Source organism: Wolbachia endosymbiont (group B) of Athalia cordata, from assembly GCF_947251845.1.
In the GTDB taxonomy this organism is placed as follows: domain Bacteria; phylum Pseudomonadota; class Alphaproteobacteria; order Rickettsiales; family Anaplasmataceae; genus Wolbachia.
Genome location: NZ_OX366383.1, coordinates 549,875 through 563,993, shown reverse-complemented (window position 1 = coordinate 563,993; position 14,119 = coordinate 549,875). Strand labels below are relative to the sequence as shown.

Annotated in this window: 12 protein-coding genes and 1 pseudogene; 6 read left to right on the top strand and 7 right to left on the bottom strand. The window is 33.6% G+C overall.

The features are described 5' to 3' along the window. Nucleotides 1–34 precede the first annotated feature (34 nt). The 5 genes and pseudogenes from tatA to OPR30_RS06325 all read left to right on the top strand — a co-directional run bounded on the left by tatA (nucleotide 35) and on the right by OPR30_RS06325 (nucleotide 3,521). Nucleotides 35–202, top strand: a complete 168-nt coding sequence (gene tatA, locus OPR30_RS02650) for a twin-arginine translocase TatA (protein ID WP_006013840.1) — start codon at nucleotides 35–37, stop codon at nucleotides 200–202. A gap of 126 nt (nucleotides 203–328) precedes the next feature. Continuing rightward, a complete protein-coding gene (locus tag OPR30_RS02645; protein WP_264336750.1) occupies nucleotides 329–982 on the top strand; it encodes an exopolysaccharide biosynthesis protein in 654 nt (217 codons plus the stop codon). A gap of 114 nt (nucleotides 983–1,096) precedes the next feature. Further along, a complete protein-coding gene (locus OPR30_RS02640; RefSeq protein ID WP_007302767.1) occupies nucleotides 1,097–1,753 on the top strand; it encodes an exopolysaccharide biosynthesis protein in 657 nt (218 codons plus the stop codon). After that, nucleotides 1,746–3,139, top strand: a pseudogene (gene cysS, locus OPR30_RS02635) (cysteine--tRNA ligase). Before OPR30_RS02640 ends, cysS begins: the two are co-directional and overlap by 8 nt. Further along, a complete protein-coding gene (locus OPR30_RS06325; RefSeq protein ID WP_012481730.1) occupies nucleotides 3,108–3,521 on the top strand; it encodes a YqaA family protein in 414 nt (137 codons plus the stop codon). The pseudogene cysS and the gene OPR30_RS06325 overlap by 32 nt, the downstream one beginning before the upstream one ends. Before the next feature lie 30 nt (nucleotides 3,522–3,551). Here OPR30_RS06325 and OPR30_RS02630 read toward each other — a convergent pair whose 3' ends face one another. From OPR30_RS02630 to hemJ, 7 genes are all read right to left on the bottom strand, one after another. Then, entirely contained in the window at nucleotides 3,552–6,488 is a 2,937-nt protein-coding gene (locus OPR30_RS02630) for a DUF3971 domain-containing protein (protein ID WP_265031054.1), read from the bottom strand. Beyond that, nucleotides 6,481–6,918: a ribonuclease HI gene (gene rnhA, locus OPR30_RS02625; RefSeq protein WP_010401349.1), complete on the bottom strand. Its 438-nt coding sequence runs from the start codon at nucleotides 6,916–6,918 to the stop codon at nucleotides 6,481–6,483. Before rnhA ends, OPR30_RS02630 begins: the two co-directional genes overlap by 8 nt. A gap of 175 nt (nucleotides 6,919–7,093) precedes the next feature. After that, nucleotides 7,094–7,981, bottom strand: a complete 888-nt coding sequence (locus OPR30_RS02620; protein WP_010401351.1) for a heme o synthase — start codon at nucleotides 7,979–7,981, stop codon at nucleotides 7,094–7,096. 1 nt (nucleotide 7,982) lies between these two features. Continuing rightward, nucleotides 7,983–9,533: a cytochrome c oxidase subunit I gene (gene ctaD, locus OPR30_RS02615; protein WP_265031053.1), complete on the bottom strand. Its 1,551-nt coding sequence runs from the start codon at nucleotides 9,531–9,533 to the stop codon at nucleotides 7,983–7,985. A 15-nt stretch (nucleotides 9,534–9,548) separates the two neighbouring features. After that, a complete protein-coding gene (gene coxB, locus OPR30_RS02610; protein WP_264374714.1) occupies nucleotides 9,549–10,313 on the bottom strand; it encodes a cytochrome c oxidase subunit II in 765 nt (254 codons plus the stop codon). 556 nt (nucleotides 10,314–10,869) lie between these two features. Continuing rightward, nucleotides 10,870–12,381, bottom strand: a complete 1,512-nt coding sequence (locus OPR30_RS02605) for an HlyD family type I secretion periplasmic adaptor subunit (protein WP_264374713.1) — start codon at nucleotides 12,379–12,381, stop codon at nucleotides 10,870–10,872. Nucleotides 12,382–12,535: 154 nt separating this feature from the next. Further along, a complete protein-coding gene (hemJ, locus tag OPR30_RS02600) occupies nucleotides 12,536–12,964 on the bottom strand; it encodes a protoporphyrinogen oxidase HemJ (RefSeq protein WP_264374712.1) in 429 nt (142 codons plus the stop codon). Between the two features lie 65 nt (nucleotides 12,965–13,029). Between hemJ and pdhA the strand changes: the two genes are divergently transcribed. Beyond that, nucleotides 13,030–14,010 carry a pyruvate dehydrogenase (acetyl-transferring) E1 component subunit alpha gene (gene pdhA / locus OPR30_RS02595; protein WP_265014583.1) on the top strand — a complete coding sequence of 327 codons (981 nt, stop codon included), beginning with the start codon at nucleotides 13,030–13,032 and terminating at the stop codon, nucleotides 14,008–14,010. Nucleotides 14,011–14,119: the final 109 nt, after the last annotated feature.

The window sequence follows — 14,119 nt, the reverse complement described above, 5'->3', positions numbered from 1 at the left end:
TACCTAAAAGTTAATATTTTCAACGGAGGTACAAATGAGTTTAGGTCCATGGCAGCTGTTTCTAGTCTTAATAATAATCTTAGTTCTGTTTGGTGCAGGTAGGTTACCACAAGTTATGGGTGATTTAGGCAAAGGCATTAAAAACCTTAAACAAGAACTTAAGGATTCAGAGAAACTATCATCTAATGAACCAGATCGTTAGCTTCCTTATGTTTCGTGACACGCACTAAAGTGCGTGTCATTTGTTTAAACAAGGCTAAAGAATTGAAGAGGTATGATTGAAGTACAGTAATAATTATGTTAGTTAGAATGTTATTAAAGGTTAATCGTGGAAGAAAGTGAGAAATTGACTAAAGATAAAAAATTGGCCTCTGATATTCTAAAAGAGGTTGCAGATACCAATAACAACGATAGTGATAAAGTAACATTGTTCGACATCAAAACAGCTTTACATGAGCGCGGTTTTGGTATTTTAATAATCATCTTCTCTTTACCGCTATCAGTACCTATACCTGTTCCACCTGGCTATACAACCATTCTTTCTATACCTTTAATCTTATTTTCACTGCAGCTTCTATTTGGGTTTGATTCTCCTTGGATGCCTAATTGGCTAGAAAGGAAATCTTTTCAACGTTCAACACTAGCTCTCGTGGTAGAGAAAACTTCACCTATATTAAAAAAAATAGAAAAGTTCATGAAACCAAGAATGTCTTTTATTTTTCTTGGTCCGGGTGAAAAGATTCTAGCTTTTATGATGTTGCTTTGTGCAATAATAATAGCTCTTCCATTACCTTTTACTCACTTCCTTCCTGCAATTGGTATAACTCTTATTTCACTCGGCATTATGGGTAAAGATGGATTTTTATCTACGTTAGGAGTGTTAGTTTCATTCTGTGCGTTATTGGTTACCCTTATTGTAATAGTTAAAGGACCAAAACTTATAGCCGGAACACTTTCTCTTCTTAAAAGCCTTATAACTTAAAAGCTTTACAACACTTTAATAAAAGAATGAAGTACAGCATGAAATGAATAATCGATATTGAAATATAGCAATAACTATGTTAGTTAGAAGTTATATTGTTATTAAAGGGTAACTGTGGAAAAAAGTGTGAAATTGACTGAAGATAAAAAATTGGCCTCTGATATTCTAAAAGAGGTTGCAGATACTAATAATAACGATAATGATAAAGTAACATTATTTGATATTAAAACAGCTTTACATGAGCGTGGTTTTGGTATTTTAATAATCATCTTCTCTTTACCGCTATCAGTACCTATACCTGTTCCACCTGGCTATACAACCATTCTTTCTATACCTTTAATCTTATTTTCACTGCAACTTCTATTTGGGTTTGATTCTCCTTGGATGCCTAATTGGCTAGAAAGGAAATCTTTTCAACGTTCAACACTAGCTCTCGTGGTAGAGAAAACTTCACCTACATTAAAAAAAATAGAAAAGTTCATGAAACCAAGAATGTCTTTCATTTTTCGTGGTCCTGGTGAAAATATTTTAGCATTTATAATGCTGCTTTGTGCATTATCGATAGCAATCCCACTTCCTTTAACTAACTTCATTCCTGCAATTGGTACAACTCTCATTTCACTGGGTATCATGAGCAAAGATGGATTTCTCTCTATAATGGGAGTATTAGTATCATTGTGTGGGTTATTACTTACTCTTGTCGTAATAGTTAAAGGACCACAGCTTATATTTGGAGCATTTTCTTTTCTAAAAAGCTTTGTATATGGTTAAGCTTTACAACACTTTAACAAAAAAAAAGAGCCCTTTACACCGATCGATAAAGATCATATAAAAATGTACGTTTGTGGGCCAACAGTATATGATACAGCACATATAGGTAATGCACGTTCTATTGTTGTTTACGATGTATTATTTCGACTGCTTAAATTTTGTTATGGAAAAGTTACTTATGTGCGTAATATAACCGACATCGATGACAAGATAATCAATGCAGCAAATGAGAAAAATAGTAATATAGAAAGCATTAGCAAATATTACACTAAAACTTTTCATGAAGACATGGAAAGCATAAATTGTGCAGAACCAACATATGAACCAAAAGCAACGGAAAACATAGATAACATTATCAAGTTAATTGAGTCTTTGCTGCAAGCTGGTCATGCTTATGAATCCAATAAACATGTATATTTTAGTGTAGAATCTTACCCTGAATACGGCGTTTTATCAGGAAAAAAAATTGATGAATTAAACTACGGTAGTAGAGTTGAAGTTGGTGAAAATAAAAAACACCCAGGAGACTTCGTACTTTGGAAACCTGCAAACGAAACTGACTATAAACTTTCAAGTCACTGGAATAGTCCATGGGGAGAGGGAAGACCAGGGTGGCATATAGAATGTTCAGCAATGTCATATGCTTACCTTGGCAAAGATTTTGACATTCACGGTGGGGGTATAGACTTGCAATTTCCTCATCATGAGAATGAAATTGCACAGAGTAAATCTGCATTTGCTGAGTCAACGTTTGCAAAATATTGGGTACACAACGGGTTTCTTACGGTAAATGAAGAGAAAATGAGCAAATCCTTATTTAATATAGTCAAAGTAAGGGATTTGTTAGATAGTGGAATAAAGGGTGAAGTAATACGTTATGCGCTGCTTAAAACTCACTACAGAAAACCACTTGATTGGACAGAAAATGTTATCTCTGAGTCGCAAGAAACTTTAAACAAGTTTTATCGGTTATTACGTAGTACATGTATTGAGGAAAGTGATGCAGAAGTCTCTAAAGATTTTATAGAGGCTTTGAAAAACGATTTAAACATTCCTGAAGCTGTAGCCATATTGCATGAAATGGCTACAGAAATCAATAAGACAAGTAATGAATGTGAGAGGCTCAAATTAACTAAGAAGTTTGTTAAAAGCGCAAGGTTCATTGGTATTCTTGAGTCAAGTTATCAAGAGTGGTTTGCAAGTGGTGTGAGTCATCAAGAAATAGAAAGGTTGATAGACTTAAGAAAAGTAGCAAAACAAAATAAAGATTATGATACTGCAGACAAAATAAGAGAGCAATTGAAACAAATGGGGGTTACAATTTCTGACAACGAAGATGGTACAACAACTTGGTATGGAAAATTATCTCCTATTGTTTATAGATAGCCTAGTATCATCGCTTATCTTACCCATACATCAAGGTTTTGTACTTTACACTATGTTATGCTTTAGGTCAAACTACGATCAACTACTTATATTACTTTTTGGAGTATTAGGATCCAGTCTTGGTGGAATAGCTAACTGGTATTTAGGTAGAATAACAATTTTTATCAGAAGATCACATCACAAATTAGAGAATGAAGACAAAACACCAAAAATCGTAAGGCACCTACTGATTTGTGCAGTTGCATTGCTTTCGTGGGTACCAGCACTTGGAAGTGTGACTCAGATTTTATCCGGTTACTTCAAGTTAAACCTTTATATTCTTGTTCCCTTAATTATTTTATCTAACTTCCTCTGTTTGTTGTATCTAACGTTTACCATCTAACTAAACATCAATAAACAACTTTTCTTCTGGTCATATTGAGCTAAATTTCTTCTTCAAACTACCTTTTAAAATGCTTTTATTAGTTTTTGTCATAATACGATCAAATACTCCTAATAACCTCTTAAGTAAGCTTGGGGTTAGCGAAGAGATAGGATTAACAGATACGTTGTTGTTTTTATCATCACCATTTGCTTTGTAGTCTATTGAAATAATCCCCCTACTCTTCCCACCAGTCAGAAGTTTTCCGATTATAGGGATTTTCAACAAAGATTTGTTAATTGAATATGCTGGTATTACTTGTCCTTCAACCTGGAATTTATAACCCTTAATATCGAGTGTACCACTAGTGCTAATGCCTAGTTCCGCTCCTTCAAGCCAAGATTCTTCAATTTCAACAGTGCCATCTTTATATGAAAAAGGTGCATTACACTTATAAAAATGTACACCTTCGTTCTTTATAGCATTTACAATACCAGGCAGTGAAGACATTGATAATAAAGTGGTAAGCAGTGGAGCATCTTTGATATAGAAATTGCTGATAGATAACATACCATAATGTTCTCCATTTTCTCTCTTAGAAGATAGATAAAGAGATAATTTGCCATTTTTAACTGATTTACCAATACCTAAAGAACGCAAAAGCATACCTGAATTATCCGAATATATTTCAAGCCCTATTTCACTATGTTCTACTAGTATATTACTGTTATCTTCTAAAAACTGTCCTGTGAATTGACTTCCACTACAATCACCTTTAGCACAAGTTACATTTAGCTTAGCATCTTTTATGATAATTCCTTCTTTCATAATTATATTATCAACATTCATAGTAACTTCTATGTTGTTATTTAATCGATTACTATCTTTGCCAAGTAAACCTAAAACATCACTTAAGTTGATTTTCTCACCATGAATAGTTATGGCATTTTTCTCCTTACCTGACTCAATCTCTATACTAAAATTATTATCAGGTAATTTAAAGTTGCTAGAATTTAAATATAGATTTCCATTTTCTACTCTTCCGCTGAATTTTATGTCTAGATCATTTCCTACAACGTCTAGTTTGTCTATTAGCAACTCACCTACTCCTTTTAGCCTTGTAGAAAATAAAACTTTATTGTGATCTTCAAAATGGTTTTTCCACCCTAAGTAGCTTGAACGTGACTCAAGCTCTGATAAATCTATATTACCATTAATATATCCCGTCTTATCTTGATATACCACTGATTCTATATTTGCATTTATGTAACCATCACCGAAATTAAGTATTTGAGCAGGTAAATCTCCAGTCAAACTCCAGACAAAATTTTCATTTTTATTGCTACTTTTGAGGTCAAATAGAAGCTGTGTATTATTTACCATACCACTGCCATTTAAATCTATAAAGTCACTCCCAAAATCGAGCTTAATATCATACTTACCAAAACTTCCATTATACACCACCAAATTATCAATTTCAGAATGAAATTTGGCCGAAAAATCTACTTTTTTATCACTAGAGTTTAGATTAAAAATGCGAAAATTGAATACAGACTTTGCTATTCCACCTACTTTATCTCTTTCAAGTTTTACCACATCATCCAGCTTAAATCTTATAGGCTCATATAACCCATAAGCATCACTTACAGCCTGACCATTAATGGTAAGAACAGAATCTTCTTTATTGAGAGAGTTCATTTCAATATGACCACTATTGATAGTAAAATTCTGAAACTTAGCTCTATTTACAATAATTTTGAGATTGTTATCCTTGAGAGTTAACTCACCGTTCAACTTCTCCACTCGTTCAAAATCTTCATCAAATTTAACGCTGCAATTTTCTATATCAGCAACAATTACAATGTCTGATAGATCGTCATTAACCAAATTGTTAATTTTGCCATTGAAACTTACAATGGTATTTAGAACATCCCCATCAATATTATTACAATACCAGCTTTTAAATTTACTATTTACTACACCATCTGGTACATAAGTACATAAATCTTTTGCAACAAGTTTACTAATATTAACTCTAAGCAAAGCATGATTTGTGCCAAAGTTCATTTTGCCAATCAAAGAAAGGTAAGTATCATTTAACTTAAAATGAAAGTTTTTTACGCTAATGATTTCATCACTATATGTCAAATTTACATTTACATTAGTCAAGGCTAAGTTTTTACCTGAGTGACTCTCTGTATTTAACACGTATATGTTTCCATCCATAACTTCATCCTTTCCATTAATTCTCATTGAGAAGTTCCCTTTGAACCCTATTTCTTTGTCCAAATTGTAACTTTTAACTAGTGTGGAAAACTCGTTAAATAGCCCCAACTTTAGGTTATAAAATGTTCCATACAAATTTAACAAATTATTGCGATTTTTTATCATAATAGATAAATCATCTAGAATCCCCTTTTTATCTTTTGTATGAACACGAATATCCAAAACATTGAAATCTTCCCCCTTCCCTGCATATACTTTATCGATGAAAAACTCACCTTCCGTGCTTTTATTGACAGCAATGTTAGTAATTTCAATCCTTGAGTCTGCATTTAAGTAGAAAAAAATTTTTCTTATTGTCTTCAGCAGATTTTTTGTACTACTCATCTTATCTGTCATTACAGATGTTGTTATTCCTCTGGTCTCTTCCTTCTTGATATATATGTGTACATTACCAGCTAAAACCTGAGAGAACTTTTTGGAACTTAACTTAAAGTGTACGAAAAGCTCAGGAACTTCTATGGTAAAGTCAGGATTTGTTATTTTTAAATCTGTAATGACTAGCTTGCCATCTTTCTGCCAAATAACCGAGGTACTCTCCATGCTGACATCCGAATTGGTAAATATCTTTAATATTTTTTTCTTTATATAAAAATTAATATAACTAATATTGATTTCTAAAGGACCTTCCCCTTTAAAAGGGATAAAGAAGCAGAATATAAATAATAAAATTATAGAAAATGATAGAGCTATTTTTTTAAGCATCGATTATTGCTTTTCTTGCTAAGCTGTCGGCTTCTTCATTGTATTTATCACCATTATGCGCTTTCACCCACTTCCAGTTAATCTCATGTTGCAAAGCAACATCGTCTAATTCTTTCCATAATTCTATATTTTTTACTGACTTCTTATTACTTGTCTTCCAGCCGTTCATTTTCCACTTATTTATCCATTCTGTTATACCGTATTTAATATAGAGGCTATCCGTATACAAACTGATATTACAAGGAAATTTTAATACCTTCAGTCCATTGATCACTGCTGTTAACTCCATTTTATTATTTGTAGTATTTTCTTCTCTACCACAGATGTTCTTTCTATGATTTTGAAATAATATGATTGCTGCCCACCCTCCTGTCCCTGGGTTACCAGAGCATGCTCCATCTGTGTATATTGTCACTTCCTTTTTCTTCATCTTTAACTGTAGTGAATTAATAAAGTATATCGTTGCTTCTATAAAATCACAATTTTTATAGATATAGAGGCAATTTAAGCCGCACCTTTAAATTTTATTATGGAAATAAAAAAAAGTGCTACAACGAGCATTATTAGAAGAGAAAGTAAAAGATAGTTTTTATGTTCTTTCATGGTTAAAACAAATCAATAGAGCAGTAAATAACGCTGGCAAACAGAGAAAATAGATAAGAAATCGAATAAGAAAACATTTTTTTCTGCGAGCTATGACTCTTAAGCCTTATAACGGATGCAGCAAACCAAATAAAAACACACCCTTCAATAATTGCCATACTGAGGTAAAATAGAGCCTTTTTCAAAAATAGTGCTGGAAGTAAGCTAGTTAATACGAGTAACACGCTATAGATTAATATATATTTCCTCGTTTTTTCTGGACCATAAACGATATTGAACATTGGAATCGATGCTTTTGTATAATCTTCAGATCTATTTAAAGATAGAGCCCAAAAATGTGGTGGAGTCCACATAAAAATTATTAAAAATAGAATACAACTTTCCCAGCTTACAGAGTCAGTTACAACCGCCCAGCCAATCATTGGAGGAAAAGCACCTGCTGCACCACCAATAACAATATTCTGCGGAGTACGCCTTTTGAGCCAAATTGTATACACAAAAACATAAAATAATATGCTAATTGCAAGCAAAGCAGCAGAAACATAGTTCACTGCTATTGCCATGATAAATACTGACAATATTCCAAGAGTTATGCCAAATTCAAGCGCGCTTTCTGCAGAAACTCTACCTGAAGGTATAGGGCGGTTTTTTGTTCTCTCCATAAGCAAGTCTATATCTCTGTCATACCACATATTTATTGCACCTGCAGATCCTGAACCAAGAGCAATGCACATAAGAGATATTAGTGCAAGGAAAGGATGAATGCTACCTGGTGCAGCAACCATTCCAGCAATTGCAGTAAACACTACAAGGTACATTATCCTTGGCTTCAGCAAATGCCAAAAATCCAGTATTGTTGATTCAACATTTAGCAAAACACTTGTGTACATTCTATTTTATCACTGGTGGTTTTTCAAAAGTATGAAAAGGCGGTGGTGAAGATACCGTCCATTCTAAAGTGTCACCTTCCCAAGGATTATCTCCAGTTTTTTTGCCCCACTTAAAGAGATGTATAACTATAAATACAAAAAACATAACTGAAAGAAAGGACATATATGAGCCAATTGAGGATATATAATTCCAAGGGATAAACGCGTCGGGATAATCAGGTATACGCCTTGGCATGCCGGCTAATCCCAGGAAATGCTGAGGTAAGAAAGTAACATTGGTGCTAATAAAAGTGAGCCAAAAGTGTACCTTTCCTAAACACTCGTTATATTGCTTACCTGACATTTTGCCTATCCAATAATAAAAACCAGCGAAGGCTCCAAATAATGCAGCAAGCGACATGACATAGTGAAAGTGAGCAACGACATAATAGGTATCGTGTAAAAGTTTATCTATTCCACCGTGAGAAAGAATTATTCCGGTTATACCCCCACCAACAAACATAAAAATAAAACCTAGCGCAAATAGCATAGGGGTTTTAAATTCAATTGCCCCACCCCACATAGTTGCAATCCAGCTAAAAACTTTTACACCAGTTATAACACCAATAAAAATTGTTGTAGTGCTAAAAAACACAGCAGCATCTTCGCTAAGCCCAACAGTAAACATATGATGAGCCCAAACCATAAAACCAAATGCTGCTATACCTATCATAGCATAAACCATCCCTTTATAGCCAAATACTGGCCTATGGGAAAAAGTTGATACGACTTGACTTATGATGCCAAATGCAGGAAAAATAATTATGTAAACTTCTGGATGACCAAAAAACCAAAACAGGTGTTGAAATAACACAGGATCACCGCCACCAGCAGGATCAAAAAAGGAAGTACCAATATTGCGATCAGTTAGCAGCATAGTTATAGCACCAGCAAGTACCGGTAAGGCAACAATTAACATAAATGACGTTAGTAAAACAGACCAAACAAATAGTGGCATTTTAGTGAGTGACATACCTTTTGCACGCATATTGAATATAGTGACTATAAAGTTGATCGCCCCAACAATTGATGACATACCAGCAACATGAAGTGCAAGTATAGCAAGATCAACTCCTGCACTTGGGTGAGACATGATTTGCGATAGAGGTGGGTATAAAGTCCATCCTGTCCCAGGACCTTCGCCAGCAAACACCGAGAGAATGAGCAGAATAAAAGATGATACTAATAACCAAAAACTTAAATTATTCATACGAGGAAATGCCATATCTGGTGAACCAATCATTAGAGGTACGAACCAATTACCAAATCCTCCCATTAAGGCTGGCATTATCATAAAAAACACCATTATTACCGCATGCCCTGTAATCATTACGTTATATAGCTGGTAATTATTGTTCAGTATATTAATGTGCATTAGCTGAGTACGAATAATTACCGATAATAATCCACCAATAATTCCAGCTAATATGGAAAAAATAATGTATAGTGTCCCTATATCTTTGTGATTAGTAGAAAACAGCCAACGTCTTATACCTTTTGGTACATCACTCATATCTATACTCCAAACTTAACTTACTAATTTTTTATCTTCAATCCACTTATTAAAATCTTCTTTACTCACTGCTTCAACAACAATTGGCATAAATCCATGACCTTGACCACATAGTTCATAACATTGCCCATAATAAATACCGGGCTTTGTAACGTTAAACCATGCTTCATTCAGCCTACCTGGTATTGCATCAATTTTTATACCAAAAGCCGGTATTCCCCAGCTATGTATTACATCTCCTGCTGTCACTTGTAAACGAATATTAGTATTGATAGGTAAAATAACGTTATTATCAACAGAGAATAGTTTTAAATCTCTTTCGGTAAAGTCTTCTTTTCCTTTTATATAGCTGTCAAATGAAATACCTTGATATTCTGGGTACTGGTAACTCCAATACCATTGATGACCAATAACTTTTAGTGTTATGTCAGCTTTTGGCACTTTCTCCTGTAGTTTAATTAATTCAGCATTTTTAAAAGCCAATACCCCAACAATAATCGTTGGTATAACAAACCAGATAATTTCTACAAAGATATTATGAGTTATTTTACTGACATTTTTCACTTTGCCCTTACGAAAGCGAAATACTACATAAGCAAGCAGGGCCCATACAAAAAGCATAATTGCAATCATTACACTCATCACAAACGAATGTGACTTAACTACAACCTCCATTATCTCAGTTGCAGGCGCAGGAAATCCAAATTGCCAAGAAGTAGGAGCAGAAGCAATTGATATGTTTGAGTAAAACATTATCAATAATGCAAATAACTTCACCATATTTTTTGCTGTAAAACTAACTGTATAATAATATATATACACTTACTATGCAAACAGAGATTATAGAATGCACACAAGTGTTTTGCTAAATATTGAATCAAAAGTAAATGATGATTAATGTTTTTTTAGCATTTAATAAATATACTAATACGATACTAACTTGAGGAAAAAGCATTTACATGAATCTATTTTAAGTTAAAATATTATAATATTTTAAGTTAAGTATTTACTTTAAGGAAGTTCTATAATAAGTTTAATAGTGTCTGTTATTGCTAATAACCCTCTAGCCTCACACCTAAAAGCAGTAACAGACACTATTAAACTTTAGGTAAGTTTGCCTATTTATAATTCATTGAGGTAAAAATCTTACTAATTCCTTTAATTCTATTATACAGCTGAGTTTACTAATTAACCTTTAATGTTTACGTTAGCATTTGCATCTTAAATCAAAGATTTACATATTATAGAAAATAATTATAAAATAATACACTACTTGTGTGTAAATTTTTTTGCATATCAAACTCTGTAAACAAATTTTTTAGAAAAGCAAAATAAATTATCTCTCTATGAAAGATCTATCGAATGTTGCAATTATAGGTGTAAACAAGAACGATAAAAGAGTGCGGGATTGAGTAACTATATATACTTCTGCTGGCATACCAGGATATAGGTATACGTTTTTAAATTGAGCAAGTTCTGATTTTGGTATCACCACTCGCACTGAATAATAACGCCCCATCCTTGGATCATCAAGAGCATCAGGGGAAATATGGTTTACTATACCGTTAATTAAACTTAAGCGACGTGCACTATAAGCGCTCAGCCTTACTTTAACTTTCAGCCCTTCTAGTCCGTCGATAGAGACTATATTGCTATCTTTCTTTTTTGCTGACAGTATCTCTTCTATGTTTCTGGTTAGAACTTTAGCATCTATTATTAGATCATCATCTGATGGTACTATACTCATGATTGGAACTCCAGATTGTATAACACCACCTTCAGTGTGGTATCTTATATCTGTAACTATACCATCTTGAGGTGATTTAATTATTGTACGTGCTAACGAATCTTCAGCAACCATCAGCCTCTCTTTTAAGTCTGCAATAGATGTATTAACTTCCTTAAGCTCAGCATTTGCTCTTTCTTGAGCATCATTCTTCACATTTATAATCTCTAACTCATTTTCTCCAATCTTTTGCTGTACTTGAGATATTGCAGAACGGTAATGTCCAACTCTACCCTCAATTTCAGCAAACTGTTTTTCTAAAGCTAAAATGTGTGGTTTGCTTATATGGCCACTATCAAGTAATTGTCTTTTTGTTTCTAACTCCTCAGTTATCAAGTCATATTGCTTATGGGCTGCATTTAGTTGAAAATTTAGCCCTGCTAATTCATCATTTAACTGCTTTATACGTTGTTGCAGTATGTCAGTTTTTCCTAATATACTCTTTCTCTGAGAGTTGAACAACTTTACCTGATTCTTTATCGCTTTATTTACAAGTTCATCGTTAGATAATCTTTTAACCTCATCAGAAAATTCTAGCGTATCTAAGTCTCCCCTAATTGCAATAAGTCTTGCTTCAGTTGCCAAAAATGATAAGAGTTTTTCTTTAATTATACTCAAATTTGCCTTTTCGTTAACATCACTTAATAAAACTAAAGGCTCATCTTTTTTAACTGTTTGACCTTCTTTTACTAAAATTTTGCTTATTATTCCCCCACCCAAGTGTTGCACTATTTTTCTATTTGAAGAGACAATAACTTCTCCACTTGCATGCACTGCTCCGTCAATTGGAGCTATAGCTGACCAAATACCACCTATTCCAAAAAAGATGAATATCACCACTAAACCAAAAAATAGTGGTCCCCATGTGACTTTTAGGACTTCATTTACGTTATTACTCTCACGTTTAAAAATAAAATTTATCATCGCATCAATCCATGCGAACGTCTTATCCAAAAATTGATATTTCTTCTTTCTATTTCCTGCCCTTTGCATATCTATATCATCACTACCAATCAGGCCTGTCAAAGAAAGTCCAGCACTAAGCTTTTTTAACTTACTCATTATAATACTACTGCGAATTCTTGTTAATCAGGATAACACACAAAAACAAAGAATCTATATCTTAAGTACTCTACTTAGACTATGGAACATCAGAATAAACTATTTAGTAACAATTCTTATACTCCATTCAATGGTTCAGCATTAGGCTAGAAAATCAAAAAGGTTTTACAATAACCATAATAACTATAATTATTATTAACACTGTTACTGCTTCGTTTAAAACACGAAAATAAACGTGAGTTTTCTTATTCAAGCCCACTGCAAAATTTTTCCTATGCTTTGCAAGTAGGCCATGAATAGCAAACATTAAGAATAATGCTAGCGCTTTTATATGAAACCACCCTTCGCGATATGCTTCCCTAATAATCATTAGCATAATTCCAAAACTAAGGGAGAAAAGCATTGCAGGGTTTATGATATATCTAAGGAGTCTCTTCTCCATTATTTGAAGTAAGCTGTCATTTTCTGACCCTGGTTTTACAGATGCATGGTAAACATAAAGCCTTGGCAAATAGAGCATGCCTGCCACCCACATAATTACAGAGATAACGTGAAAAGCTTCAAGCCAGTGATAGTAGTCCATATAGATAGTATTATAAAATGTTAAAAATTTCTGGTATGATCTCAATTTAATAAAAGAAAGTCAATATGAAAGCAGAAAATTTCACTAAAGAACAGGTGATTGGATTCTACAGAAAAATGCTTCTCATACGCAGATTTGAGGAAAAAGCAGGACAATTATACGGAATGGGATTAATAGGCGGATTCTGTCACTTATCAATAGGGCAAGAAGCAGTTGCAGTTGGGACTCAAGCTGCATCAAAATCTGGTGATGCTTTTATCACAAGCTATAGAGACCATGGCTTAATGCTTGCATGTAATTCTGATCCGAATGTTGTGATGGCAGAACTAACCGGCAAAGAAACAGGGTGTTCAAAAGGCAAAGGTGGCTCCATGCACATATTTGATGTTGAAAAAAATTTCTTTGGTGGACATGGAATAGTAGGTGCACAAGTCCCAATTGGTACAGGAATAGCATTTGCTAATAAATACAAGAAAAAAGATAACGTTGTATTCACATATTTTGGTGACGGTGCTGCAAATCAAGGACAAGTATATGAATCATTTAATATGGCATCTTTGTGGAAGTTACCTGTGGTTTATATCATAGAAAATAACGAATACGCAATGGGAACTTCTGTGCAAAGATCAACTTTAGTAACTGAACTATATAAAAGAGGAGAGAGTTTTGGTATTCCTGGGAAACAAGTTGATGGAATGGATTTTTTCTCTGTCTATGAGGTAACAAGTGAAATAGCTGAGCACGTACGTGGGGGAAAAGGACCTCTCTTGCTTGAAATGAAGACATATAGATATCGTGGCCATTCGATGTCAGATCCTGCTACTTATCGCTCGAAAGAAGAAGTTGAAGATATGAAGCAAAATCATGATCCTATAAGCACCTTAAAGCAGTATATAACAGACAATAAAATCGCTTCTGATGAAGAATGCAAAGCTATTGATAAGGAAATACGAGATTTAGTAAAAAAGTCAGAAGATTTTGCTAAAAATAGTAAAGAGCCAGTCATTGATGAACTATATACTGATGTTTATAAATTTGTTAGCTAATCAGTTGCCATCAAAATTATGTTTTGGCCTACTATAGATATTTTTTGGCAGCACTTAACTTTATTATATAACAGCCTAGTCAATAGAAACTGTAGTAACTCTTATATTA

Excerpts from the sequence above, each read along its gene's own strand:
- OPR30_RS02605 (WP_264374713.1), bottom strand. The coding sequence starts at position 12,381 with ATGAGTAAGTTAAAAAAGCTTAGTGCTGGACTTTCTTTGACAGGCCTG.
- pdhA (WP_265014583.1), top strand. The coding sequence starts at position 13,030 with ATGAAAGCAGAAAATTTCACTAAAGAACAGGTGATTGGATTCTACAGA.
- OPR30_RS06325 (WP_012481730.1), top strand. The coding sequence starts at position 3,108 with ATGGAAAATTATCTCCTATTGTTTATAGATAGCCTAGTATCATCGCTT.
- tatA (WP_006013840.1), top strand. The coding sequence starts at position 35 with ATGAGTTTAGGTCCATGGCAGCTGTTTCTAGTCTTAATAATAATCTTA.
- rnhA (WP_010401349.1), bottom strand. The coding sequence starts at position 6,918 with ATGAAGAAAAAGGAAGTGACAATATACACAGATGGAGCATGCTCTGGT.
- hemJ (WP_264374712.1), bottom strand. The coding sequence starts at position 12,964 with ATGGACTACTATCACTGGCTTGAAGCTTTTCACGTTATCTCTGTAATT.
- OPR30_RS02630 (WP_265031054.1), bottom strand. The coding sequence starts at position 6,488 with ATGCTTAAAAAAATAGCTCTATCATTTTCTATAATTTTATTATTTATA.
- ctaD (WP_265031053.1), bottom strand. The coding sequence starts at position 9,533 with ATGAGTGATGTACCAAAAGGTATAAGACGTTGGCTGTTTTCTACTAAT.
- coxB (WP_264374714.1), bottom strand. The coding sequence starts at position 10,313 with ATGGTGAAGTTATTTGCATTATTGATAATGTTTTACTCAAACATATCA.
- OPR30_RS02620 (WP_010401351.1), bottom strand. The coding sequence starts at position 7,981 with ATGTACACAAGTGTTTTGCTAAATGTTGAATCAACAATACTGGATTTT.